This window comes from Streptomyces sp. CB02414 (genome assembly GCF_001905385.1).
Classification (GTDB): Bacteria; Actinomycetota; Actinomycetes; order Streptomycetales; family Streptomycetaceae; genus Streptomyces.
The window spans coordinates 109373-133973 of record NZ_LIPF01000013.1; the positions used below are offsets into that span (position 1 = coordinate 109373).

The window sequence follows — 24601 nt, forward strand, 5'->3', positions numbered from 1 at the left end:
CTTCCGGGCCGCCCCCCGTGTTCCATCGGTCCCCCCCTGTCGAACCCGTCCCCCCGAACGCCAGTTCACATCATCCTGGCACATGCCCCGCCGGCCACGGCAGGGCAAGCTCCCCACGACGACCGGGCCCCCGGCCGCCCCTCACGCCGGTGCCAGAGCCGCCGCGACCGACCTGATCGTCTCCGGCCCCACCCGGCAGCAGCCGCCGACCATCCCGGCCCCGGCCGCCCGCCACCGGCGCACCTGCCCGGCGTCGAACGAGGAACGCCCCGCCCAGGACCGCGCCTCAGCGTTCCAGGCCTCCCCGCTGTTGGGGTAAACGACAACCGTCTTCCCGGTGACGCGCGCGGCGGTCTCCACGGCACCGGGGACGTCCCCGGGGGCGCAGCAGTTCACGCCCACCGCGATCACCTCCTCCGCGTCCGCGGCCAGGGCGAAGGCCTCCTCCAGCGGCTGGCCCGCGCGGGTGCGGCCGCCCGTGACGGTGTACGACAGCCAGGCCGGCACGCCCAGCCCGCGCACCGCCCGCAGCAGCGCCGCCGCCTCGTCGGTGTCGGGAACGGTCTCCAGCGCGAGTACGTCAGGCCGGGCGGCGGCCAGTACCTCCAGGCGGGGACGGTGGAAGCGCTCCAGCTCCGCGACTGTCAGCCCGTACCGGCCCCGGTACTCGGAGCCGTCCGCGAGCATCGCGCCGTAGGGGCCGGCCGACGCGGCCACCCACAGGCGGCGGTCCGCCCGTGCGCGGCGCGCCGCCTCCCGCGCCGACTCCACGCTCAGGCCCATGAGTTCGGCGGCCCGCGCACGGCCGGTCCCGCGCCGGGCGAACCCCTCGAACGTGGCCTGGTAGCTCGCGGTGATCGCCACGTCCGCGCCCGCCTCGAAGTAGGCGAGGTGCGCCTCGGTGAGCGCCTCGGGGTCCTCGTCGAGCAGCCGTGCCGACCACAGGTCGTCGCTCAGGTCGTGGCCCGCCGACTCCAGCTGGTTGGACATGCCGCCGTCGAGCACGAGAGGGCGGCCGGAGGCGAGGGCGTCGGTGAAGTCGCTGGTCATGGCAGGAGATTAGTCAGTCGGCGGCACGGCCTCGGGGGCTTGTCCCCCGTGCGAGCTACGGCGAGGTGTCCACCGTGAGGTGACGATCCGGGGCCGCCGGATCCGTAGCGTCCAGTGCATGCCCGCGGCGCACCGGCCGCGGTCCGGAGAAGGGGTTCCCGTGAGGTTCGTCTGGCAGTTCCTGGCCGTGCTGGCGGCGTACGCCGTCGGCGGCATCGGCATCAACGCGGTGAAGGACAACGACTGGCTCACCCTGGTCGTCGGTCTCACGGCGGCCGCGCTGGTGGTCTACGTGTACGCCTGGGTGGTACGGCGGACCGAGCGCCGCCAGGCCCTGGACGTGGCCCTGGAGGACGCCCCGGCCAAGGCCGGCTGGGGGACGCTGATCGGCGCCGGGATGTTCACGGCCGTCATCGTGAACCTCTTCGCCTCCGGGCACTACGACGTGCACGGCCTGGGCTCGGTGCCGGGTGCGGTGGGCATGGTCGGATTCATGGCCGGCGCCGCGGCGACCGAGGAGGTCCTGTACCGCGGGGTGCTGTTCCGGATCATCGAGGAGCGCATCGGCACCTACCTCGCGCTGGGGCTGACCGGCGTGGTGTTCGGGCTCTCGCACCTGCTCAACGAGGACGCCACCCTGTGGGGCGCCGTCGCCATCGCCATCGAGGCCGGCTTCATGCTCGCCGCCGTGTACGCCGCCACCCGCAACCTGTGGCTGGCCATCGGCGTGCACTTCGGCTGGAACTTCGCCGCCGGCGGCGTCTTCAGCACCGTCGTCTCCGGCAACGGCACCAGCGAGGGCCTGCTGGACGCCACGATGTCGGGTCCGAAGCTGCTCACCGGCGGCGACTTCGGACCGGAGGGCAGCGTGTACTCGGTGGGCTTCGGGGTGCTGCTGACGCTGGTGTTCCTGTGGCTGGCGCACCGGCGCGGGAACATCGTGCCCTTCGGTGCCCGGCGGGCCGCGGGCGCCAACTCCCCCGCTAAACTGCCCCGGTGATCGTAGGTCGGCGTGTCCCGGAGCTGTGGGGCCGGCTCGACGTCACGGTCCGGGACCTCCCGCTCGGACTGCTGCTGCTCGTCGCGTCGGTCGTTCCGGGCCTCCACGGCAACGGCACGGAGGTCGGCGGCCTGCCGACCCGGCCCGCCGACGCGCTGGCCGGTGTGGCGGCCGTCCTCCAGTGCCTCCCGCTCGCCCTGCGCCGCAAGTGGCCGCTCGTCTGCCTCGCCCTGGTGTCGTGCGGCTTCGCCCTGGACCAGCTGCGCGGCTACCACCTCTTCGCGGGCACCGCGCTGCCCATCGCGCTGCTGAGCGCGGGGTCGCACCTGGAACGGTACCGGCGGGCCACCCCGGTGGCCGCGACCGTCGCGTACGCGGCCCTCGCGGTCGCCCTCCACCGGACCGGCCCCGGCGACCCCGTGGCCGAGTTCGTCACCTTCCACCTGGCCCTGGCCCTCGTCTGGGGCGTCGGCGCGTGGATGCGCTCCGCGCGGGCCGCGGAGGCCGAACGCCGCGGCCGCGTCGCCGAGGACGCCCGCAACGCCGAACGCACCCGCATCGCCCGCGAACTGCACGACGTGGTCACCCACCACGTGACGGCGATGGTCGTGCAGTCCGAGGCGGCCCGGTACCTGACCGCCGCGCCCGACCGGCTCGACCAGGCACTGACCGCCGTCAGCGACACCGGCCGGCGGGCCATCACCGACCTGCGGCACCTGCTGGACCTGCTCAACCCCGATCACGGCACCGGTCACGGCGGCGAGGACCGGACGCCGCCCGTCGGCCGTGTACTCACCCTCGTCGAGCAGACCCGGCGGGCCGGGCAGCCGGTGGAGTTCACCGAGGACGGCACGCCGCCGGCCTCCACCGGCAGCGCCGACCTGGTGGCCTACCGGGTCGTCCAGGAAGCCCTGACCAACGCGCTCAAGTACGACCACGGCGGCCGGACCTCGGTCCTGGTGCGCCACGGCGAGAGGGAGATCACCGTGGAAGTCGGCACGGACGGTTCCGGTTCGCGGGCCGCCTCCCCCGGCGGCAGCGGTCGGGGACTGGAGGGCCTGCGCGAACGGGTCGACGTCCTGGGCGGCGACTTCAGCGCGGGCCGCCGGACGGGCGGCGGCTTCCTGGTGCGGGCGCGGATACCTGGGGGGAGCCCGGTATGAGCGCGCCGGTCCGGGTGCTGGTCTGCGACGACCAGGTACTGATCCGCACGGGGCTGTCGACGATCATCGACGCGCAGCCCGACCTGGCGGTGGCGGGCGAGTGCGGGGACGGACGGACCGCCGTGGAACTGGCCGGACGGCTCCGCCCGGACGTCGTTGTGATGGACGTGCGCATGCCGGTCCTCGACGGCATCGAGGCCACCCGGCTGCTGGCCGGTGCCGGAGTCGAGCACCCCGTGAAGGTGCTCGTGGTGACGACCTTCAACCTGGACGAGTACGTCTACGAGGCACTGCGCGCCGGCGCCAGCGGGTTCCTGCTCAAGGACGCCCCGCCGGACCGGCTGCTGCACGGCATCCGCACCGTCGCCCTGGGCTCGGCGCTGCTGGACCCCGAGGTGACGCGCCGCCTCGTGGGCCGGTACGCCGCCCGCATCCGGCCCGCCGGGGGCGACGCCCGGGACGTCCCGCTGACGCCCCGTGAACTGGAGGTGCTGCGCCTCATCGCGGACGGCCTGTCCAACAGCGAGATCGCCGCGGCGCTCGTCATCAGCCACGAGACGGTGAAGACCTTCGTGTCCCGCATCCTGACCAAGCTCGACCTGCGCGACCGCGTCCAGGCCGTCGTCTACGCCTACCGGCACGGCCTGGTGACCTGAGGCGCGGACACTTCGGCCCGCACCGAAGCAACGGGCCCATAGCGTGCGGGGCATGAGCGACACGAACACCGCCACCACTGCCACCACCGCCCCCGTCACGCCCGCCGGCACCGTCACCGGCATGGTCGAGCACGTCCTCGCCCTCGCCGCCACCTGGACCCGCTGGGACGGGCGGCCCGCCCACGTCGACGGGCGTGTCTACACCCCGCACAAGGCGGTCCGCCGGGTCGCCGACCACATGGTCGACCACCTCGCCGAGATGGAGGCGAGGCTGGCAGGGGAGGAGACGCAGCCCGACCACTGGCACGCCTCCATGGTCACCACGGAGGCGGACCTCGCCCCCTTCACGCAGGCAGACCTCGACGAGGCCCGCAGCCGCCTCACCCGGCTCGCCCGGATCTGGGCCAACCGCCTCGACGCGCTCACCGAGGAGCAGCTCGACCACTCGCCCGGCGACGGCTGGTCCTTCCGCCGACTGGCCGAGCACCTCGAGGAGTCCGTGTACTACGCCGACGCGGTGGGTGACCTGTCGTGACCGCGTTCGCCGAGCTGCACCGCGCCGGTGAGCCGCTGCTCCTGCCGTGCGCCTGGGACCACGCCTCGGCGTACGCCCTTGCCGGGCGCGGGTTCCGGGCCATCGGCACGACCAGCCTCGGCGTGGCGGCGGCGAGTGGGCTGCCGGACGGGGCGTCGGCGACCCGCGACGAGACGCTGCGGCTGGCCCTCACCCTGGGCTCGGGGCCGTTCCTGCTCTCCGTCGACGCGGAGGACGGCTTCAGCGACGATCCCGACGAGGTGGGGGAGTTCGCGCGGGAGCTGGCGGCGGTCGGTGTCGTCGGCGTCAACCTGGAGGACGCCCTCGGTCCCGCCGACCGGCACGCCGCGAAGATCGCCGCGGTCCGTGCGGCGGCCCCCGGCCTGTTCGTCAACGCCCGCACGGACACGTACTGGTCCGGCGACGGCTCCTTCCCGGAGACGGTGCGGCGCCTGGACGCCTACCGCGAGGCCGGCGCCCACGGGGTCTTCGTCCCCGGCCTCACCGATCCCGGCGCGATCGGCGACCTCGTCGCCCACCTGGGCGAAGTCCCGCTGAACGTCCTCCACTCGCCCGCCGGGCCCGCCCTGCCGCACCTCGCCGACCTGGGCGTCAGCCGCGTCAGCCTCGGCTCGCTGCTGTACCGGCGGGCGCTGGGCGCCGCCCTGGAGGCGGCCGACGACGTACGCGCCGGGCGGGTGCCGGGCGGGGCGGCACCGACGTACGAGGAGGTGCGGGCGCTGGGCTGACCTAGGGCCTGTCCGGCCCCTCGCGCGGCCAGTGCGTCAGCGCCACGTGCAGGGCTTCGACCGCCTTGTCCCAGGACGCCCGTACGTCGCGCGGGGCGCCGAAGCCGCCGGTGGCCTCCAGGGCGCAGTAGCCGTGGAAGGTGCTGCGCAGCAGGCGTACGGCGTCGGTGAGGTCGGGTTCGGTGAGGCCGTAGGCGCGGAGCATGCCGTGGGTGATCTCGGCGGTGCGGCGCAGGGCGGGGGAGTCGGCGACCAGGGACTGGTCGACGCGGATCTGGGTCGCGGCGTAGCGGCCGGGGTGGCGCAGGGCGTAGGAGCGGTAGGCGCCCGCGAAGGCGGCCAGCGCCTCCTTGCCGGCCCGGCCGGCCACCGCCGCCGCGATCTCGTCGATCAGCTCGCCGCCGGCCAGCAGCGCGACCCGGACGCGCAGGTCCTGGAGGTTCCGCACGTGCGTGTACAGGCTCGCGTCCTTCACCCCGAAGTGCCGGGCGAGCGCGGAGACGGTGACGTTCTCGAAGCCGGACGCGTCGGCGAGATCGGCGGCGGCCGCGACCACGCGGTCGGTCGTAAGGCCCGCTCGGGGCATGCGCCACCTTCTCTGCTTCCTAGGGCTCCTAGGTTTCATGCTAGGGCAGGCGTGGTGGCACGCGAGGCTCACCTTCGAGTCGTGCAACGTTCACCTTCCGCCTCGATCCTCCTCGGAGCCGCGCACGGCGGCGGTATCCAGGAGGGGCTTTCATGGGGCACACGCACGGCCATCACCACCACGGCCACCCGCACGACCACGATCACGGCCACGACCACGAGACCGCGCCGGCCCTTCCCGCCGCCTTCGACGCGTCCGTCCCCGACGAGGCCCTCAGCCCCGAACAGCAGTCCCGCCGAGGCCTGTTGCGCCGCGCGGGACTCCTCGGCGCCGGACTCGCCGCCGGCACCGTCCTCACCCAGACCGCCACCGCCGCCCCCGCGCGGGCCGCGGGCCACGGCCGCCGCAAGAAGGGCTTCCTCTGGCTGGCCGGGGACCACCACATCCACACCCAGTACAGCAGCGACGGCAAGTACCGCGTCGTCGACCAGGTCCGCCAGGGCGCCCGGCACGGCATGGACTGGCTGGTCATCACCGACCACGGCAGCGTCACCCACGCCAAGATCGGCGTGGAGAAGGTCAACCCGGACATCCGCGAGGCCCGCGACACCTACGAGGACACCCTCGTCTTCCAGGGCCTGGAGTGGAACATCCCGGCCGCCGAGCACGGCACCGTCTTCGTCCACCCCGGCCGCCACGAGGTCTCCGTCCTCAAGCAGTTCGAGACCGGCTACGACGGCGGCGTCAAGGGCGCCACCGACTCCACGCCCGCCAACGAGGCCCTCGCGGTCGCCGGCCTGTCCTTCCTCGCCGACCAGGTCAAGCGGCGCAAGGTCAAGGACGCCCTGATGCTCGCCAACCACCCGGCGCGCAAGGGCATCGACTCCCCGCACGAGATCCGCGCCTGGCGCGACGCCACCTCCCGCCACCACCAGATCGCCGTCGGCTTCGAGGGCGCCCCCGGCCACCAGGCCGCCGGCCTCCCCAAGCCGCTCGGCATGGGCCGCGCCCGCGGAATCTACGACGGCAGCCCCGGCGCCAACAGCTTCCCCGGCTACCCGCTGGAGAGCTACCGCACCTGGGGCGGCTTCGACTGGATGACCGCCACCGTCGGCGGCCTGTGGGACAGCCTCATCGCCGAGGGCCGCCCCTGGTGGATCACCGCCAACTCCGACTCCCACCAGGTGTACGCCGACACCGCCGCCCGCGGCGGCGGCGACTTCAACGCCAACGGCCGCTACGACGACCCGGTCTACGCCGGGCAGATCGACGTCACCCAGGGCGACTTCTGGCCCGGCCAGTACAGCCGTACCCACGTCGGCTCCGACGGCTTCTCCTACGCCGCCGTCATGGACGGCATCCGCGCCGGCCGCATCTGGGTCGACCACGGGCAGCTCATCAGCGGCCTCGACGTCCGCGTCTCGGGCGGCGGCCGCTGGGCCACCCTCGGCGGCGCCCTGCACGTCCGCAAGGGCACCCGCGTCACCCTGTCCATGGACGTCGCCCTCGCCGGCGGCCCCAACTGGGCCGGGTTCACCCCGAAGCTCGCCCGCGTCGACGTCATCCAGGGCGACGTGACCGGCCCGGTCGCCGACCAGGACACCTTCACCGCGCCGACCGCCCGCGTCGTCAAGTCGTACGAGGTGAACAAGGACACCGGCACCGTCCGCCTCACCTACGACCTCGGCCGCGTCGACCGCCCCGTCTACCTCCGCACCCGCGGCACCGACGGCAACCGCTCCGCCGTCGGCGCGCTGGGCGCCAAGGTCGACCCGGCGGGCCCCGCCATCGACGTCGTCGGCGACGCCGACCCGTGGCGCGACCTGTGGTTCTACTCCAACCCGGTGTGGGTCCTGCCCTCGTGACCCCGCCGTACGCCATCGGAGTCGACACCAGCGCGACGACCCTGCGCGAGGCCGACCACCTGCTCCGGGCGCTCGTGGCCGGACTCGGCCTCCCCGAGGGCGTCTTCGGCTGCACGCACCTGGTGCGGGACGGCCGCCCGCGCGTCGCCCTGTCGCTGGCCGCCGCCGAGGAGCCGGTCCTGCGCGCCGCCCGGGACCGGCTCGGCGACCAGGGGCACGAGGTCCGCGACGGCGCCTGGGACGCCGTCGGCCGGGCCGTCCGTTACCCGGGCGCGGACGCGCTGACCGGCACGCTGACCGTCGCCGAGCTGCTGGCCCGCTCCGCGATCGACCGCGTGACGGTACTGGGCACGGCGGGCGAACCGGCCCCGGACACCCCGCTGGTGACCCGGGACCACGTGCGTCCGCAGTGGCAGGACGGCCGCCTCGTCCTGGCCGCCATGCCCGCCGTGGGCGGCACGCTCGTACCGTTCGAGGACCCGGACCCGACACCGTGCTGCGCGGACCACTGACAGCTCCGTAAGGTGGTCGCGGACCGGGCGGCGGGCGGTGCGGGGGAGGCGACCGGCATGAGGTGGCGGCGGCGGACGGCGGCGGCCCGGTGACCCACGAGGCACGGGACACGGGGCGAGCGGCCGGGCCTTCCTCCGGGAAAGCCCGCCCGCTGTGGCGGCAACGGGACTTCGGCGTCTTCTGGGCCGCGCAGACCCTCTCCGTCCTCGGCGACTCCTTCGCGCTGATCGCCCTACCACTGCTGGTGCTGGAGGCGACCGGGTCGATCGCGCGGATGGGACTGCTGACGGCCGTCGGCGGCGCCGCCGCGGTCCTCGCGGCCGTGTTCGCGGGGACCGTCGTCGACCGGGTGGACCGCCGCAGGCTGCTCATCGGCTGCGACCTCGTACGGATGGTCCTGTACGGGCTGATCCCCCTGGTGTGGCTGTTCGACCCGCAGGTCTGGCTCCTCTACGCGGTCCTGCCGCTGTGCGAGGCCGTCGGCATGTTCTTCGCCGTCGGCTACGTCACCGTCGTGCGTTCCCTGGTCGGCACCGAGCAGCTCACCGAGGCCAACGGACGCCTCAACGCCACCGCCGCCGCGGCCGGTGTCCTCGGGCCGCTGTGCGCGGGCGTGGTGGCCGCCTGGTCCGGCCCGGCCGCCGCCGTCGGCGTGGACGCGGCCAGCTTCGGCGTCTCGGCCGCCCTCGTCGCGATCGTCCGCTTCCGGCCCCGCCCGGCCGACGACCGGGCCGACGCCGACAAGGGGGAGCGCCCCGGGCTGTGGCAGGACCTGCGCACCGGCGTGGCCTTCCTCCGCGGGCACCCGGTGCTGCGCGCGCTCACCGCCCTGCTGTGCTGCTTCAGCTTCCTCACCCTCGGCCTCAACGACCTGGTCATCTACCACCTCAAGCACGACCTCGGCCACGACGACGGCACGGTCGGCACCGTCCTGGCGGTCGGCGCCCTCGGCACCATCACCGGCGCGCTGCTGGTGGCCCGGGTACGCCGACGGCTGGGCTTCGGCCCGACCTGGACCGGCGCGGTCGCCGTGTGCGGGCTGGCGTTCGCCGGGATGGGCCGGGCCACCGACGTCGCCACCGTCGCCCTGCTGAGCGCCGCGTTCCTGGCCTGCGTCGGCATGGCGGGCACCTGCTCGATGTCCCTGCGCCAGGAGGTGACCCCCGAGCACCTGCTCGGCCGGGTCACCTCCGCCTTCTGGACCCTGCAGTACTCGGTGGCCCCCATCGGCGCCGCCGTCCTCACCTGGGCGGCGGAGCGGCGCGGCACCACCCCGGTCGCCCTGGTGGCCGGCGCCTGCTGCGTCCTCATCGCCGTGGCGGCGCTCTTCACACCCGTACGCCGGGGCGGGCTCAGCCGGCCAGCACCCCGCGCACGAACGCGTTCGTGAACTTCCCCGCCGGGTCCAGGTCATGCGCCAGCGCACGGAAGTCGCCCAGCCTCGGGTAGAGCCCGCGCAGTTCGCCGGCCGGCGTCGTGAACACCTTCCCCCAGTGCGGGCGGGCCGCGAACGGGGCGAGCACCTCCTCCAGCCGCCGCACCACCGGCAGCACCGCCGCCGTGTCCTCGACCCAGGTGAAGTGCGCGGCCACGGTGTCCCGCCCGTAGGACGGGCTCAGCCACTGCCCGTCGGCGGCGACCGTGCGGATCTCACAGGTCTGCAGCACCGGCGCGACGACCTCCCGTATCGCGTCCATCGCGCGCAGGGCGGCCAGGGCGTGCTCGCGCGGCATCAGGTACTCCGACTGCAGTTCGGCGCCGCTGCTGGGCGTGAACTCGGCACGGAAGTGCGGCAGTCGCTCGTGCCAGGGCCCCGGCACCCCGAACTGCTCCGTGCAGTTGACCGCGGGCATGCCCGGCACCGGGTGCTTCTTCTCGGCGGCCGCGGCGGCGTACGGGAAGCCGGGCAGCGGCTGGTCCGTGCGCCGCTTCACCCACACCTGCCGGAAGCCGGGCGCCCGCCAGTCCGTGAACAGGCTCACGCTGTACGCCGCCGACATCACCGCCTCGAACGCCGCCGCGTCCAGCCCCTCCAACGGCAACTCGGTGAAGACGTGCTGCTCGACCTCGTAGGCCGGCTCCAGGTCGAGCGTGAGCGCGGTCACGACGCCCAGCGCGCCGAGCGAGGTCACCGCCCCGCCGAACCGCTCCTCGCCCCGCCCCACGGTCACCGTCGAGCCGTCCGCCGTCACCAGCTCCACCTCACGCACGGACGACGAGAGCGGCCCGTTGCCGACCCCCGAACCGTGCGTGCCGGTCGCCACCGACCCGGCGACCGAGATGTGCGGCAGCGACGCCATGTTCGCCAGCGCCAGCCCCCGCCCGTGCACCACCCGGGCCAGCTCCGCGTACCGGACACCGCCGCCCACCCGCACCGTGCGGGCCGCCGAGTCGACGTCCACCTCCGACGGCAGGTCCGCCAGCGACAGCAGGACCCCCTCGGCGCCCGGCTCCGCGATCTCGTTGAAGGAGTGCCCGCTGCCCAGCACCCGCACCCGCGCGCTGTCCGCCACCAGGGCCCGCAGCGAGGCCAGGGTGCGCGGCCGGAGCAGCTCCTTGGCCGTGTAGGTGATGTTGCCGGCCCAGTTGGTCACGGTGATGTCGGTCATACCGCGGAAACCTACCCGGCGCGTCTGGAGGGCCCCCGCGCGGGAAGCCGCACCGGCGGGGGCATACCGTGAGAAGTCGAACGCCGGACCCGGGAGGAGACACGGGATGGACAGCCGTACCGCGCTGGTCGAGGATCTGATGGAGCGGTTCCCGCACGTACCGCGCGAGGCCGTCTTCAAGGAGGACCTGCTGCGCGGCGGTGTCGCCTTCGACCCCTCCGCGCTCAGTGACAACGAGGACGGCGAGGTCAAGCCGAAGTCGTACTTCATCTTCTCCTTCGACCACGGCACCCTGCCGGAGTTGGGCGAGGCCGCGCTGCGCCGGCCGCCCGAGGAGATCATCCTCACCGGCGGCCCCTACGACCTGCGCCGCACCGTCGTCTCCGTCCGGGTGAACCCGTCCTCGCCCTACCGGGTCGCGGCCGACGAGCACAACCAGCTCGGCCTCTACCTCGACGGCAAGCGGATCTCCGACGTCGGCGTGCCGCCCATGCCCGAGTACTACCGGCACAAGCTCTCCAACGGGAAGTCGGTCATGGAGGTGGCCCCGACCATCCAGTGGGGCTACCTGATCTACCTGACCGCGTTCCGCGTCTGCCAGTACTTCGGCGCCAAGGAGGAGTGCCAGTACTGCGACATCAACCACAACTGGCGCCAGCACAAGGCGGCCGGGCGGCCGTACACCGGCGTGAAGGACGTCGACGAGGTCCTGGAGGCGCTGGAGATCATCAACAAGTACGACACCGCCAAGATTTCAACCGCGTACACGCTCACCGGCGGCGCGATCACGTCGAAGGTCCAGGGTCTGGACGAGGCCGACTTCTACGGCCGGTACGCCAAGGCCATCGAGGAGCACTTCCCCGGCCGCTGGATCGGCAAGGTCGTCGCCCAGGCCCTGCCCAAGCCGGACGTCCAGCGCTTCAAGGACTACGGCGTGCAGATCTACCACCCCAACTTCGAGGTGTGGGACGAGTACCTGTTCAAGATGTACTGCCCCGGCAAGGAGCGCTACGTCGGCCGCGACGAGTGGCACCGGCGCATCCTGGACTCCACCGAGGTCTTCGGCGCGCGCAATGTCATCCCCAACTTCGTCGCGGGCGTGGAGATGGCCGAGCCCTTCGGCTTCAAGACCGTCGACGAGGCCATCGAGTCCACCACCGAGGGCCTGCGCTTCTTCATGTCGCACGGCATCACGCCCCGCTTCACCACCTGGTGCCCCGAGCCCACCACCCCGCTCGGCAAGACCAACCCCGACGGCGCCCCGCTGGAGTACCACATCCGCCTCCTCCAGGCCTACCGCCAGACCATGGAGGACTACGGCCTCTCCTCGCCCCCCGGCTACGGCCCGCCCGGCGCCGGCAACGCGGTCTTCTCCGTCAGCTCCTTCATGGACAGCCTGCCGGAGGACGCGCCGGTGGAGGTGTGAGCAGCCGGCGCGTGAACCGGCGGTGGAAAAGGCGTTGACGGGCCGTGGTGCCCACGGGCTAATCTGACGCACGTCACACGGTGATCGCCGTGGGCGCGGAACACAGGAGTGAGGAGGTGTCGACCGATGGCTGTCATTGCGACGGGCGCTGCCCGCATCCAGGAACCCATCACGTCCACCTCCGTGGCCACCGGCTGACCTCAGCCCGCTGAGTCCGGTCGCCGGGGCCGCCCCCTGAAGGGCCAACCCCTTGACTTCCACGTCCCGTTCCACCTCTCACTCCACCGCCCACTCCGCCCTCGCCCCCTACGGCTGGGACGAGGACTGGGCCGACGCGTTCGCGCCGTACGCCGCCGAAGGGCTGCTGCCCGGCCGCGTCGTGCGGGTCGACCGCGGCCAGTGCGACGTCGTCACCGCCGACGGCGTCCTGCGGGCCGACACCGCGTTCGTCACCCCGCACGACCCCCTGCGCGTCGTCTGCACCGGCGACTGGGCCGCCGTCGAACCGGACGGCATCCCGCGCTACGTACGCACGTACCTGCCGCGCCGTACGGCCTTCGTGCGCTCCACCTCCTCCAAGCGGTCCGAGGGACAGATCCTCGCGGCCAACGTCGACCACGCGATCGTCGCCGTGTCGCTGGCCGTCGAACTCGACCTCGCCCGGATCGAACGGTTCCTCGCGCTGGCCTGGGAGTCCGGGGCGCAGCCCCTGGTCGTCCTCACCAAGGCCGACCTGGTGCCCGACCCGGTGATGCTCGGCCACCTCGTCCAGGACGTGGAGACCTCCGCGCCCGGCGTGCCGGTGCTGCCCGTCAGCGCCGCGCACGGGGAGGGGCTGGACGTCCTGGCCGCCGCCGTCGGCGGCGGTACGGCGGTCCTGCTCGGGCAGTCCGGCGCGGGCAAGTCCACCCTCGCCAACGCGCTGCTCGGCGAGGACGTCATGGACGTCCAGGCCACCCGGGACATGGACGGCAAGGGCCGGCACACCACCACCACCCGCAACCTCCTCGTCATGCCCGGCGGGGGAGTGCTGATCGACACCCCCGGGCTGCGGGGCGTCGGGCTCTGGGACGCGGGCAGCGGCGTCAACCAGGTCTTCGCCGAGATCGAGGAACTGGCCCGTGACTGCCGGTTCCACGACTGCGCCCACGAGAGCGAGCCGGGCTGCGCCGTCCTCGCCGCCATCGACAGCGGCGAACTGTCCGTACGGCGGCTGGACAGCTTCCGCAAGCTCATGCGGGAGAACCAGCGCATCGTCGCCAAGAACGACGCCCGGCTGCGCGCCGAGATCCGAAAGGAGTGGAAGCGCCGGGACGCCATCGGGAAGGCGGCGATGGAGGCCAAGCGGGGGCGGCTGCGGTAACAAGGCACGGCGGCCACGTCGTCGCGCGGCGCGGGGCCACGACCGGCGTGTGCTTCCGGGCGCACCGGACCGGCGCCGCGGGCCGCTGCCCCCCCCCGGCCCTCTGACGGGCGTCGACCGCCGTCGTCCGCACGTCTCCCTCGTGGCGGTCGTGCGGCCGCCGGGCAGACCGGCGACCTGCGCCACATTCGCCGACGCGATGTCCGATTTCCGCCAGCCCGGACCTCCGGGCCGGCGGAGACTGGACGGTGTGAAGACGGACGACGTGGCGCTCGAGAAGGCGCGGGACAGCAGATACGAGGCCGTGCGCAGCCGGGACGCCCGGTTCGACGGGGCGTTCTTCTTCGCCGTCGAGACGACCGGCATCTACTGCCGGCCCAGCTGCCCGGCGGTCACACCGAAGCGGAGCAACGTGCGGTTCTTCGCGACCGCCGCCGCCGCGCAGGGTTCGGGGTTCCGGGCCTGCCGGCGGTGCCGCCCGGACGCCGTGCCGGGCTCGGCCGACTGGAACGTCCGCGCCGACGTCGTGGGCCGGGCCATGCGGCTGATCGGGGACGGCGTCGTCGACCGCGAGGGCGTCGCCGGACTCGCCGGCCGGCTCGGCTACAGCGCCCGCCAGGTGCAGCGGCAGCTCACCGCCGAGCTCGGAGCCGGGCCCGTCGCCCTGGCCCGCGCCCAGCGGTCGCACACCGCGCGCGTCCTGCTGCAGACCACCGCCCTGCCGGTCACCGAGATCGCGTTCGCGTCGGGATTCGCCAGTGTGCGGCAGTTCAACGAGACGATCCGGGCCGTGTACGCGGCCACCCCGAGCGAGTTGCGCGCCGCCGCGCCCGCCCGCTCACGCACCGGCGCCCCCTCCGCCGGGATCCCGCTGCGCCTCGCCCACCGGGGGCCCTACCAGGCCGGGCCGGTCTTCGACCTGCTCCAGCGGGAGGCCGTCGCCGGAATCGAGGAGGTGAGCGGTTCCACCGGCCGCCGCGTGTACCGGCGCACCCTGCGCCTGCCGTACGGCACCGGGATCGTCGCCGTCGACGAGCGTCCGGGCGGGACGCGCAACGGCGGCGGCTGGCTCGACGCCCGCCTCCACCTCACCGACCTGCGCGACCTGACCACCGCCGTACAGCGGCTGCGCCGGCTCTTCGACCTCGACGCCGACCCGTACGCCGTCGACGAACGGCTCGGCGCCGACCCACGTCTCGCCCCGCTCGTCGCCGCCCGCCCCGGACTGCGCTCGCCGGGCACCGCCGATCCCGACGAGTTCGCCGTACGGGCCCTGGCGGGGCGGGCGGAGGCCGAGCGGCTGGTCCAGCGGTACGGCAAGACGCTGGACGCGCCGTGCGGCACCCTCACCCACCTCTTCCCCGAACCGGGCGTCCTCGCCGAGGCGGAGCCGCACGGCACGCCGGGCGCCCTCGCCGCCGCCCTCGCCGACGGCGCCGTCCGCCTCGACCCCGGCGCGGACCGGGACGACGCCGAACGCGCGCTGCTCGCCGTACCCGGCGTGGACGCCGCCACGGCCGCCGTCGTCCGCGCCCGCGCACTCGGCGACCCGGACGTCGCCCCGCCCGGCGCGGCCGTCCCCGAGACCTGGCGCCCCTGGCGCTCGTACGCCCTGAACCACCTGCGTGCAGCAGGAGAGTGGGAGAACCACCGATGACGAACATGACCACGACCGCGGCCACCGGTACCTACTGGACCGAGGTGCCCAGCCCCGTCGGCCCGCTGCTCCTCACCGCGGACACGGACGGCGCGCTCACCTCCCTGTCCGTGCCCGGGCAGAAGGGCGGCCGCGGTGTCCAGGAGGGATGGCGGCACGACGCCGGGCCCTTCCGGGCCGCCGGGGAGCAGCTCGCCGCCTACTTCGCCGGGGAGCTGACCGAGTTCCGGCTGCCGCTGCGGGCCGAGGGCACCGCCTTCCGGGAGCGCGTGTGGGCCGCCCTGGACGACGTGCCCTACGGGTCGACCACGACGTACGGCGAGATCGCCGCCCGCATCGGGGCCTCCCGGCCCGCGGTACGCGCCGTCGGCGGCGCGATCGGCGCCAACCCGCTGCTGATCCTGCGCCCCTGCCACCGGGTGATCGGCGCCGACGGCTCCCTCACCGGGTACGCGGGCGGCCTGGAGCGCAAGACGCGGCTGCTGGCCCTGGAGGGCACCCTGCCGAGGCCCTAACCGGCCAGTACCGCCCCCAGCCACGCCCCGGTGATCAGCAGGCAGGCGAAGAACTCTGTCAGCACGCCGTAACCGCCCGCGCGCATCGCCGTCCGCAGCGCCGCCCTCGCCTCGCCGTGCCGGCCCAGCCGCAGCCGCTCGGCGAGGTAGATGCCGCCCATGAAACCGGGTATCGCGCCGACCACCGGTATCAGGACGAAGCCGAGGACCGCGCCCGCGCCCCCGTACAGCGTGAGCCGCCGGGTCGCGTCGTCCGCGCGCATCCGCCGGCGCCGGGACGGCAGCGCCCAGCGCACCGCCAGGGACAGCAGCAGGACGACGGTGGCGCCGACGAGCACGGCCCACGCCAGCGGCCGCGGGTCCTTCAGCGCCCACCACAGGACCCCGGCCCACACCAGCCACGACCCGGGCATGCCGGGGAACAGCACCCCGTACAGCCCGAGCAGTATCACCAGCCCGGACAGCAGGAGGTCCCACGCTCCCATCTGTCCAGAGTGCCGGAGCCGCGCGCGGTCCGCAGATGTGCGGGCGGGTGCGGCGGGCGCCGGTCAGTGCTTCCTGGACACCCACTCCCGTTCGTAGGCGTGCCAGCCCAGCTGGAGCCGGGTGCTGACGCCGGTCAGCTCCATCAGACGCTTCACCCGGCGCTGCACGGTCCGCAGCCCGAGGTCGAGCTGCTTGGCGACGCTCGCGTCGGTCAGGCCGGCCAGCAGCAGGGAGAGGATCTCCAGGTCGGTGGCGTCGGGCCCGTCCGGGCCGTGCTCGGTCACCCCCGAGGTGCCCAGCCGCAGCGGCAGCGCCTGTCGCCACACCGCTTCGAACAGTCCCGACAGCAGCTCCAGCAGGCCGCTGGCGTGCACGACCAGCGCGGCGGGCTCCGAGGAGCGCGCGGTGAGCGGGACCAGGGCGAGGGACCGGTCGGCGACGACCAGTTTGGTCGGCACCCGGTCCACCACCCGCACTTGCTCCTCACGGCCGAGCGCGGCGGACAGTTCGGTGATGCCGGTCGGCAGGTCCAGCACCGAACGCTCCAGGACCACCCGGTAGCGGACGCCGCGTCCGGCGGCCTGCTCCTCGGCGTCGTTCTCCATGCCGGTCACCGCGACCGGTTTGTCGGTGACCAGCGCGCACACCTCGTCGGTCGCCCCGAGCTGGAGCTGGACGAAGCGCTGGGCGACCGCCGCGGCGCCGGTCACCACCTCCACCAGGTCGTGCACCGCGGGTTCGGCCGCAGCCGCGCGGTACTCCTCGGCCAGCAGCGCCGCCGCCAGCTCCGCCCGCTCCAGCTCGTGCCGCTGCTGGGCGAGCAGCGCGCCCAGCGCCACCCCCGGCGGCGCGGCGACCCAGCGGCCCGGCCGGGCCGAGGACTGGGCCGCGAGACCGTTCTGCTCCAGCCGGCGCAGCGCACGCTCCGTGTCCTGCTCGCCGAGCGCGAGCCGGCGGGCCAGATCGGGCACGTCGGCCGCGCCCACGGACACCAGCGCCCGGTACGCCGCCTCGTGCGTGTCCTCCAGCCCCAGCACTCCCAGCATCTGCCTCGCCCCTCCCCGAGCACCAACCTCACCACTGCCCGCGGTGCCGACCGTGGCGGGAAACGGCCACGGCGCAAAACCGCCTCGGGACATCATCGCCGTACCGCCGGTCACTCTGCCAAGGTGGCGTCGCCGAGCGGTTCTCCCGTGGGGGGTGGGACCGCTCGGCCACCCCGCCTCGCAATACCGTTCGAGCCGTCCCCCGACACGCCGTCCCGGCGCACGCCGGTGCGCCGGATTTTCCCGATGCCCCGTTTTCATCCGGCTCCGTCGGTGGACAATCAGGAGCATGAGTCAGCAGGGGGGAAGTCCCGCCGGTCATGACGACGACTGGTGGGCGCAGCTGTACGACGACTCCGCCGACGACACCGGCCCCACGACCGCGCCCGATTCCCTGGACGACCGCTTCACCTCGGCGGCGGGGACGGTGGCCCGCGGCCCGGACCACGGCCCACGGGGCGGACCGACGCCTCCGCCGCCGACGCCCGCGCCCGTCGGCGTCCCCGCTCCCCGCACCGGACCGCCTCCCCCCGCCGGCACCACACCGGGCCACCCCGGTCCGCCCCCGCCCCGCGCCCCGTGGGAACCCCCGCCGGCCATTCCCACCGGACCGGCGAACTTCCCGGCCGCCCCGACCGGTCGGCAGCCCGGACAGCCCGGTCCTCCCCAGCCTCCGCCCGGCGGCGGGCGTCGGGTGTGGACTCGTGGGCGTACGACTTCGGGGACCGGGGACGCCGATCTCTCGGAGCCGTCCGACGGCGGCTCCGTGCCATCGCCGCCGGCCGGGGACGCTCCCGTTCTGCCGCCGCTGCCGCCGCTGCCGTCCCCGTTCCTCCCCTCGGCCCCGCCCGCGCCCGCCGGCCCCGACTACGTCGGCTCCGGGCCGCCCACCTACGACCCCGAGCCCACCGCCCTGCCGCCCGCCGACCCCGAGGGGCTGGACGGGCTGGTGGCGGACACGGTGCTGGACGGCGCCCGGTACGGGAGCTGCACCCTGCGGGCCGTCTCCGTGCGGGGCGACTCCGCGCGCTACCGGGGCGACCCGCGCCGCGACGCGCTGCTCGTCGCCCGCTTCGGCGCGGGGGAGCAGGCGCTGGTGCTGGTGGCGATGGCCACCGGGGCCCGCGCGAGTGCCGGCGCGCACCGGGCGGCGGCCGAGGTGTGCCGGTGGATCGGGCGGGCCGTGGGCCGCAGCCACGACCGGCTCGGGGAGGACCTGCGGGCCGGGCGCCGCGGCGAGCTGAAGTCCGGGCTGCACCGGCTCACCGACCGCAGCCTCGGCCGGCTCCGCGCCGACGCCGCCGACCAGGGCCTGAGCCCCGACGAGTACGCGGCCACCCTGCGCTGCCTGCTGCTGCCCGCCGACCCCGGGTGCCGTACGCGGGTGTACTTCGGCGTCGGCGCGGGCGGACTGCTGCGGCTGCGGGATGGGGCCTGGCAGAACATGGAGCCCAGTGCGGGCGAGGTGGCCGGCGAACCCGTCGTCGGGTTCGGGTCGCCGCCCGCCGGGACACCCGAGGGGGACCGGCTCACCATGGACCTCGGCGTCACGCCCCCGCCCGGCCCCCACCACGACCCGCCCGCCGGGCCGCCCCGCGAACCCTTCCGCTTCCGCGCCTCCGTAGCCCGCCCGGGTGATGTGCTGCTGATGTGCACCGCGGGCCTCGCCGAGCCGCTGCTCAGCGAGCCCGGGCTGGGCGGGCTCCTCGCCCGGCGGTGGTCCGGCCGCACCCCGCCCGGCCTCGCGGAGTTCCTCGCCGACAGCCGCGTACGGGTCAAGGGTTACGCCGACGACCGTACGGCCGCCGCCGTTTGGGAGGCGTGACGCCGTCCGGTGTGCCATAGCTGGAGCCATGGCCAAACAGAACGTCGCGGAACAGTTCGTCGACATCCTCACCCGTGCCGGAGTCAAGCGCCTCTACGGAGTCGTCGGCGACAGCCTCAACCCGGTCGTGGACGCCGTGCGCCGCCACTCCGGCATCGAGTGGGTGCACGTGCGGCACGAGGAGACGGCCGCCTTCGCCGCCGGGGCGGAGGCGCAGATCACCGGCAAGCTCACCGCCTGCGCCGGCTCCTGCGGCCCAGGCAACCTCCACCTCATCAACGGCCTCTACGACGCCCACCGCTCCGCGGCCCCCGTGCTCGCCCTCGCCTCGCAGATCCCGTCCAGCGAGATCGGCCTCGGCTTCTTCCAGGAGACCCACCCCGACCAGCTCTTCCGCGAGTGCAGCCACTACAGCGAGCTGATCTCCAGCCCCAAGCAGATGCCCCGGCTGCTCCAGACCGCCATCCAGCACGCCGTCGGCCAGGGCGGCGTCAGCGTCGTCTCGCTGCCCGGCGACATCGCCGACGAGCCCGCGCCGGAGAAGGCCGCCGAGACCGCACTCGTCACCTCCCGGCCGACCGTACGGCCCGGCGACGAGGAGATCGACCGGCTGGTGCGGCTGATCGACGACGCCGACCGGGTCACCCTGTTCTGCGGCGCCGGCACGGCGGGCGCGCACGCCGAGGTGATGGAGTTCGCCGGGAAGATCAAGTCCCCGGTCGGGCACGCCCTGCGGGGCAAGGAGTGGATCCAGTACGACAACCCGTACGACGTGGGGATGAGCGGGCTGCTCGGGTACGGCGCCGCCTACGAGGCCACCCACGAGTGCGACCTGCTGATCCTGCTCGGCACGGACTTCCCGTACAACGCCTTCCTGCCCGACGACGTGAAGATCGCCCAGATCGACGTCCGGCCCGAGCACCTGGGCCGGCGCTCCAAGCTGGACCTCGCGGTGTGGGGCGACGCGAAGGAGACCCTGCGCTGCCTGATCCCGCGGGTGAAGGAGAAGAAGAGCCGCCGCTTCCTCGACCGGATGCTGAAGAAGCACGCGGATGCGCTGGAGGGCGTCGTCAAGGCGTACACCCGCAAGGTCGACAAGCACGTCCCGATCCACCCCGAGTACGTGGCCGCCGTGCTGGACGAGATGGCCGACGACGACGCCGTGTTCACCGTCGACACCGGCATGTGCAATGTCTGGGCCGCCCGCTACATCCAGCCCAACGGCAAGCGCCGCGTCATCGGCTCCTTCTCGCACGGTTCGATGGCGAACGCGCTGCCCATGGCGATCGGCGCCCAGTTCACCGACCGGCGCCGGCAGGTCGTGTCGATGTCCGGCGACGGCGGGTTCACGATGCTGATGGGTGACTTCCTTACCCTCGTCCAGCACGACCTGCCGGTGAAGGTTGTGCTCTTCAACAACTCCTCGCTCGGCATGGTCGAGCTGGAGATGCTGGTCGCGGGCCTGCCCTCGCACGGCGTGGCCAACACCAACCCCGACTTCGCCGCCGTCGCCGAGGCCTGCGGCGCCTTCGGGGTGCGGGTGGAGAAGCCGAAGGACCTGGCCGGGGCGCTGAAGGCCGCGTTCAAGCACAAGGGGCCGGCCCTGGTCGACGTCGTCACCGACCCCAACGCCCTGTCCATCCCGCCGAAGATCAGCGCCGACATGGTCACCGGCTTCGCGCTGTCCGCCTCCAAGATCGTGCTGGACGGCGGCGTCGGGCGGATGCTCCAGATGGCCCGCTCGAACCTGCGGAACGTGCCGCGCCCGTGACCGGCGGCACGGCCGTCGTGGGGGACTCCGGCGAATCGAGATGACTGCCCGGGGTCCGAACGGGCAAGGCTTCCCCCGTGAAGTTGTTCGAGCAGGGAGGGAACGACATCAGCACGTCGACGGGGGACAGGGAAAGGAAGGCGGTGCCGGAGCTCAGGCAACGACTCGGACGGGCGGACCTGCGGGCGGTGCCCGAGGCCCGGCGGGCCCTGCGCGAGCTGCTGCGGCACTGGGGCGGGCCCGGACGGTCGGAGATCGCGGAGCTGCTCACCAGCGAGCTCGTCACCAACGCCCTCGTCCACACCGACGACGGCGCGGTCCTGACCGCCACGGTCGGGCCGAGGGCGCTGCGGGTCGAGGTGCGGGACCGCGCCGACGGACTGCCCCGGCCGCGCACGCCGCGCCCGGAGGAGAGCACCGGCGGCCGGGGCCTGCTCCTCGTGCAGTCCCTCGCGGACGACTGGGGCGTGCGGCCCTGCGGGACGGGAAAGTCGGTCTGGTTCGAGCTGGACGCCGAGGCGGCGTGACGGGCCGCCGGGAGCCCGGCGGCCCGTCAGACCTGACCGCGACTAACCGAACTGCTGCTCCAGGTCCTTGAGCTTGCGCTCCAGGGAGTCCAGCCGCGGCAGGGCCTGTGTGTCGTCCTCCGCGGTGAGGTCGACGGTGACCGGGTCAGCTCCGTTCCGCACGGGCTGCAAGGAGGGCCGCCGGCGTACGGGCAGGGGCTCCGGGGCCGATATGGCAGGCTCCGCGGTGGCCCGCTCGGTGCCGCGCTCCACCTGCTGCACCTCGACCTCGACCTGCCGGCCGCCCCGCCCGGGGAAGCCCCGGTGGCCGTGGCCCCGGCTGATCGCCTTGAGCTGGGCCCGCTCCAGCCGCTCCTGCTCGCGCCGGCGCTGCTTGGCCTCCTCCTTCTTGCGCATGTCGTCGCGCACCTCCTCGACGGCCTCGTCGAGGCTGCGCACGCCCTCCAGGAGCATCAGCGACCAGGCGCGGTAGGTCTCGCGCGGGGCCCGCAGCCAGCGCACCATGCGGATCTGCGGCAGCGGGCGGGGCACCAGGCCCTGCTCGCGCAGCGCGGCCCGGCGGGTCTGCTTCAGGGCGCGGTCGAACAGGACCGCCGCCGACAGGGACATGCCCGCGAAGAAGTGCGGGGCACCCGCGTGACCGATGCCGCGGGGCGCGTGCACCCAGTTGAACCACGCCGCCGCGAACGCGAAGGTCCACACGAGTATGCGGGAGCCGAGGGCGGCGTCACCGTGACTGGCCTCGCGCACCGCGAGGACGGAGCAGAACATCGCCGCCCCGTCGAGCCCGAACGGGACCAGGTACTGCCAGCCGCCGCTCAGGCCGAGGTTCTGCTCGCCGAAGCCGACCAGACCGTGGAAGGAGAGCGCCGCGGCGACCGCGGCACAGCAGAAGAGCAGGACATAGGAGACGCTGCCGTAGAGGGCTTCCTTGCGCCTGCGCCGCTCCTCCATGCGCTCCCACGAGTCGTCCGCGCCCTCGTCCTTCCCCGAGGAACGCTTGCCTCGCGCGAGCACCGCCACCGCCGCCAGCATGCCCAGGAGCAGCACGGCGCCCGGAAGCAGCCAGTTCAGCGATATGTCGGTCAATCTCATCTGGGGTCCCTTGCCTTGGGATAGGGCGTAACGCCCGCCATGGTGGCCCAAAGCCGGCGGTCCTCAGGGGGTTTCGGGGCAAGAGGCCGCCAAGGAAGCGAGAGGGGGCGCCCAGGGCGGGGTTCTGCTCGAACTGCCTTGCAGGAGACGGGAGATGAGTTCGATTAAGACCACCCGTGCGGGTGGTTCCGGGGGAAGTACCTGCGCTGCGCGGGCGGCTCAGCCCGCCGTGGCGAGCAGCTTGCCGACGCGGTCCGCGTCGCAGGTGCGCGGGCAGGTCGCGCAGGTGTCCTCGGGGCGCACCGTGTAGAACATGCAGCAGCTCGCACGGTCCCGGGTGTGCAGCGGTTCGCCGTCCGGTCCGGTCAGCTCACGGAACGCCGCGTCGCCGACGTACGGCTTGGTCGCGCCCGGCAGCAGCAGCTCCAGCTCGTGCCGGGCCCGCTCCTGCTCGCCGAGCAGATGGGCGACGTACCAGAGGCCCTCGACGACCTCGTCGGTCGCCATGCCCCACAGGGCGCGTCCGCGCCGCCGCATCCGGGGGCCGAATCCGGCCAGCACCGGCTCCAGGTGCTCGGCGACCGCCGCCCGCACCTCCACCCGCAGCGCCTCCTCGTCGGCGACCACGCGGGCCCCGGGCAGGGCGGCGGCCGGGTCGCCGGGCAGGCAGGCGAAGCCGGCGGGGCGCACGGCCATCCGGCCGAGGGGCAGGCCGGCGGCGGAGCGGTCGTAGGCGACGTGGGTGGCGGGGTAGCGGGGCACCCGGCGGTGCAGGAACCACGGCACGGTGATCAGCAGGCAGGCCGGCCACGCGTACCGGTGCAGCCCGAAGCTCGCCACGACGTCCGGGCGGGCCCGCTGCCCGTAGTCCCGCAGCACCTGGGCGTCGTCCCAGGCGAGGAACGCCTCCAGCTCCGCGCCGCCCGCGGCGAGCGAGCCGGCCGCGACCCAGCCGCCGCCGGCCGGGACCTGGCCGGCCGGGTCCAGTTCGGTGACGCCCAGCCCCGGAAGGACCTCGGTCAGGCGCGCGTAGGCGTCCGTGAGGGCCGTGCGGGTGACAGGCATGCGGGACCACCGATCCACGTCGGAACGAACGGACAGCTTGAGGTAAGCCTTACCTTACCGAAGATCCTCGGGATTTGAACTGGCGGCCGGTGCCTTTATGGTGCTTGACGGACAAGTGACAACCCGCCGTAATGACCTCAAGTACCGACACGTCCCTCAGGAGGACCCGTGAAGCCGAGCGCGCAGGGGCCCGGGGGCACGGGAACGGGGACGGGGCGCGTCCGGGCCGTAGGGCCGGACGAACCGGCGGGAGCGTCCGGAGCGGTGCGGGTCCCGGCGCAGCCCGGTGCCGCGGACGTGAACCGGGAGCAGCGGGACCAGGGCCGGGACGGTGGTGAGCGCCGGGACCGTGGTGACGGTCGGGTCCGTGGTGCCGGGGAGCCGGGCGGGGCCGTGCGCGGTGAGCACACGCACAGCGAACCCCCCGCGCCCCGGCCGCGTGTCCTCGTCCAGCGCTCCTCCGTGCGCGGTCAGGTACTCGACGCCCTGCGCGACGCGCTGATGGCCGGGGAGCTGCGGCCCGGCGAGGTCTACTCGGCGCCCGCGCTCGGGGAACGGTTCGGCGTCTCGGCCACGCCCGTGCGCGAGGCCATGCAGCAGCTGGCCGTGGAGGGCGCCGTCGAGGTCGTCCCCAACCGCGGCTTCCGCGTCGTCCGGCGCGGCGACCGGGAACTGGCCGAGCTCGCCGAGGTCCGGGCGCTGCTGGAGGTCCCGGTCTGGCTCCGCCTGGCCCGTACGGTGCCCGCCGAGCGGTGGGCGCGGCTGCGGCCCCTCGCCGAGGCCACCGTCCGGGCCGCGTCCTCCGGCTGCCCGGCGACCTACGCCGAGGCCGACCGCGCCTTCCACCGCGTGGTGCTCTCGCTCGCCGGCAACGAGCAGCTCGTCGGCGTCGCCGGCGACCTGCACCGTCGCGCCCAGTGGCCGAGGGCCGGAACCCCCGCGGGGCGGGGGCGGGCCGATCTGATCGCCGACGCGCACGAACACACGGCACTGCTGGACGCGCTGATCGCCGGCGACCAGGACGTGGTGCGGGCCCTGGTGGGGGAGCACTTCGGCGCGACGCCATGAGCGCTCCCCCGGGAAAGGGCGGACCCCCAGG

The 24601-nt window shown here is 74.2% G+C and carries 24 protein-coding genes; 16 read left to right on the forward strand and 8 right to left on the reverse strand.

The window, feature by feature from the left end; translation table 11 throughout:
- Window positions 1–141: 141 nt before the first annotated feature.
- Window positions 142–1050, reverse strand: a complete 909-nt coding sequence (gene mmuM / locus AMK11_RS33975; RefSeq protein WP_073731974.1) for a homocysteine S-methyltransferase — start codon at window positions 1048–1050, stop codon at window positions 142–144.
- A gap of 160 nt (window positions 1051–1210) precedes the next feature.
- Here mmuM and AMK11_RS33980 point away from each other — a divergent pair, with 160 nt between their 5' ends.
- From AMK11_RS33980 to AMK11_RS34000, 5 genes are read left to right on the forward strand one after another with little or no spacing between them, the layout of a single operon-like run.
- Entirely contained in the window at window positions 1211–2050 is an 840-nt protein-coding gene (locus AMK11_RS33980; RefSeq protein ID WP_073731975.1) for a CPBP family intramembrane glutamic endopeptidase, read from the forward strand.
- Window positions 2047–3213 carry a sensor histidine kinase gene (locus AMK11_RS33985; RefSeq protein ID WP_073731976.1) on the forward strand — a complete coding sequence of 389 codons (1167 nt, stop codon included), beginning with the start codon at window positions 2047–2049 and terminating at the stop codon, window positions 3211–3213. The genes AMK11_RS33980 and AMK11_RS33985 overlap by 4 nt, the downstream gene beginning before the upstream one ends.
- On the forward strand, window positions 3210–3869 hold the full coding sequence (locus AMK11_RS33990; RefSeq protein ID WP_073731977.1) for a response regulator: 660 nt from the start codon (window positions 3210–3212) through the stop codon (window positions 3867–3869). The genes AMK11_RS33985 and AMK11_RS33990 overlap by 4 nt, the downstream gene beginning before the upstream one ends.
- A gap of 52 nt (window positions 3870–3921) precedes the next feature.
- Window positions 3922–4404, forward strand: a complete 483-nt coding sequence (locus tag AMK11_RS33995; protein WP_073731978.1) for a hypothetical protein — start codon at window positions 3922–3924, stop codon at window positions 4402–4404.
- Complete coding sequence (locus tag AMK11_RS34000) at window positions 4401–5153, forward strand: isocitrate lyase/PEP mutase family protein (RefSeq protein WP_073731979.1); 753 nt, start codon at window positions 4401–4403, stop codon at window positions 5151–5153. The genes AMK11_RS33995 and AMK11_RS34000 overlap by 4 nt, the downstream gene beginning before the upstream one ends.
- Window position 5154: 1 nt before the next feature.
- Here the strand turns inward: AMK11_RS34000 and AMK11_RS34005 are convergent, their stop codons facing one another.
- A complete protein-coding gene (locus AMK11_RS34005; RefSeq protein ID WP_073731980.1) occupies window positions 5155–5739 on the reverse strand; it encodes a TetR/AcrR family transcriptional regulator in 585 nt (194 codons plus the stop codon).
- A 152-nt stretch (window positions 5740–5891) separates the two neighbouring features.
- Here AMK11_RS34005 and AMK11_RS34010 point away from each other — a divergent pair, with 152 nt between their 5' ends.
- From AMK11_RS34010 to AMK11_RS34020, 3 genes are all read left to right on the forward strand, one after another.
- The gene (locus AMK11_RS34010; RefSeq protein ID WP_073731981.1) at window positions 5892–7604 is read left to right on the forward strand and encodes a PHP domain-containing protein; all 1713 of its coding nucleotides are present in this window, start codon (window positions 5892–5894) and stop codon (window positions 7602–7604) included.
- Window positions 7601–8116, forward strand: coding sequence for a hypothetical protein (locus AMK11_RS34015; RefSeq protein ID WP_073731982.1), 516 nt, complete (start codon window positions 7601–7603; stop codon window positions 8114–8116). Before AMK11_RS34010 ends, AMK11_RS34015 begins: the two co-directional genes overlap by 4 nt.
- A gap of 89 nt (window positions 8117–8205) precedes the next feature.
- A complete protein-coding gene (locus AMK11_RS34020) occupies window positions 8206–9507 on the forward strand; it encodes an MFS transporter (protein ID WP_073732012.1) in 1302 nt (433 codons plus the stop codon).
- On the opposite strand, the gene AMK11_RS34025 is transcribed toward AMK11_RS34020, so the two are convergent.
- The gene (locus tag AMK11_RS34025) at window positions 9470–10726 is read right to left on the reverse strand and encodes an FAD-binding protein (protein ID WP_073731983.1); all 1257 of its coding nucleotides are present in this window, start codon (window positions 10724–10726) and stop codon (window positions 9470–9472) included. The two genes, AMK11_RS34020 and AMK11_RS34025, sit on opposite strands and share 38 nt — an antisense overlap.
- A 106-nt stretch (window positions 10727–10832) precedes the next feature.
- Between AMK11_RS34025 and AMK11_RS34030 the strand changes: the two genes are divergently transcribed.
- The 4 genes from AMK11_RS34030 (at window position 10833) to AMK11_RS34045 (ending at window position 15687) form a co-directional block, all read left to right on the forward strand.
- Window positions 10833–12152 carry a radical SAM protein gene (locus AMK11_RS34030; RefSeq protein WP_073731984.1) on the forward strand — a complete coding sequence of 440 codons (1320 nt, stop codon included), beginning with the start codon at window positions 10833–10835 and terminating at the stop codon, window positions 12150–12152.
- Between the two features lie 250 nt (window positions 12153–12402).
- The gene (gene rsgA, locus AMK11_RS34035; RefSeq protein WP_073731985.1) at window positions 12403–13515 is read left to right on the forward strand and encodes a ribosome small subunit-dependent GTPase A; all 1113 of its coding nucleotides are present in this window, start codon (window positions 12403–12405) and stop codon (window positions 13513–13515) included.
- A gap of 199 nt (window positions 13516–13714) precedes the next feature.
- A complete protein-coding gene (locus AMK11_RS34040) occupies window positions 13715–15172 on the forward strand; it encodes a DNA-3-methyladenine glycosylase 2 family protein (RefSeq protein ID WP_241847140.1) in 1458 nt (485 codons plus the stop codon).
- Entirely contained in the window at window positions 15169–15687 is a 519-nt protein-coding gene (locus AMK11_RS34045; RefSeq protein ID WP_073731987.1) for a methylated-DNA--[protein]-cysteine S-methyltransferase, read from the forward strand. The genes AMK11_RS34040 and AMK11_RS34045 overlap by 4 nt, the downstream gene beginning before the upstream one ends.
- On the opposite strand, the gene AMK11_RS34050 is transcribed toward AMK11_RS34045, so the two are convergent.
- Together AMK11_RS34050 and AMK11_RS34055 are read right to left on the reverse strand one after the other, a co-directional pair.
- Window positions 15684–16172 (reverse strand): DUF456 domain-containing protein, encoded by a 489-nt coding sequence (locus AMK11_RS34050; RefSeq protein WP_073731988.1) that lies wholly within the window; start codon window positions 16170–16172, stop codon window positions 15684–15686. The genes AMK11_RS34045 and AMK11_RS34050 overlap by 4 nt on opposite strands.
- Before the next feature lie 63 nt (window positions 16173–16235).
- Window positions 16236–17219: a helix-turn-helix transcriptional regulator gene (locus tag AMK11_RS34055; protein WP_073731989.1), complete on the reverse strand. Its 984-nt coding sequence runs from the start codon at window positions 17217–17219 to the stop codon at window positions 16236–16238.
- Between the two features lie 289 nt (window positions 17220–17508).
- Between AMK11_RS34055 and AMK11_RS34060 the strand changes: the two genes are divergently transcribed.
- From AMK11_RS34060 to AMK11_RS34070, 3 genes are all read left to right on the forward strand, one after another.
- A complete protein-coding gene (locus AMK11_RS34060; RefSeq protein ID WP_073731990.1) occupies window positions 17509–19044 on the forward strand; it encodes a protein phosphatase 2C domain-containing protein in 1536 nt (511 codons plus the stop codon).
- 28 nt (window positions 19045–19072) lie between these two features.
- Window positions 19073–20815, forward strand: a complete 1743-nt coding sequence (locus tag AMK11_RS34065) for a pyruvate dehydrogenase (RefSeq protein WP_073731991.1) — start codon at window positions 19073–19075, stop codon at window positions 20813–20815.
- Between the two features lie 143 nt (window positions 20816–20958).
- Complete coding sequence (locus AMK11_RS34070; protein ID WP_079187864.1) at window positions 20959–21342, forward strand: ATP-binding protein; 384 nt, start codon at window positions 20959–20961, stop codon at window positions 21340–21342.
- Between the two features lie 42 nt (window positions 21343–21384).
- On the opposite strand, the gene AMK11_RS34075 is transcribed toward AMK11_RS34070, so the two are convergent.
- The 3 genes from AMK11_RS34075 to AMK11_RS38890 form a co-directional block, all read right to left on the reverse strand.
- A complete protein-coding gene (locus AMK11_RS34075) occupies window positions 21385–22437 on the reverse strand; it encodes a DUF2637 domain-containing protein (RefSeq protein WP_073731992.1) in 1053 nt (350 codons plus the stop codon).
- Window positions 22438–22656: 219 nt separating this feature from the next.
- Window positions 22657–23502, reverse strand: a complete 846-nt coding sequence (locus AMK11_RS34080; protein ID WP_073731993.1) for a (2Fe-2S)-binding protein — start codon at window positions 23500–23502, stop codon at window positions 22657–22659.
- Window positions 23503–23658: 156 nt separating this feature from the next.
- Entirely contained in the window at window positions 23659–23910 is a 252-nt protein-coding gene (locus AMK11_RS38890; RefSeq protein WP_241847144.1) for a hypothetical protein, read from the reverse strand.
- Between AMK11_RS38890 and AMK11_RS34085 the strand changes: the two genes are divergently transcribed.
- Window positions 23800–24570 carry a GntR family transcriptional regulator gene (locus AMK11_RS34085; protein WP_241847141.1) on the forward strand — a complete coding sequence of 257 codons (771 nt, stop codon included), beginning with the start codon at window positions 23800–23802 and terminating at the stop codon, window positions 24568–24570. The two genes, AMK11_RS38890 and AMK11_RS34085, sit on opposite strands and share 111 nt — an antisense overlap.
- Window positions 24571–24601: the final 31 nt, after the last annotated feature.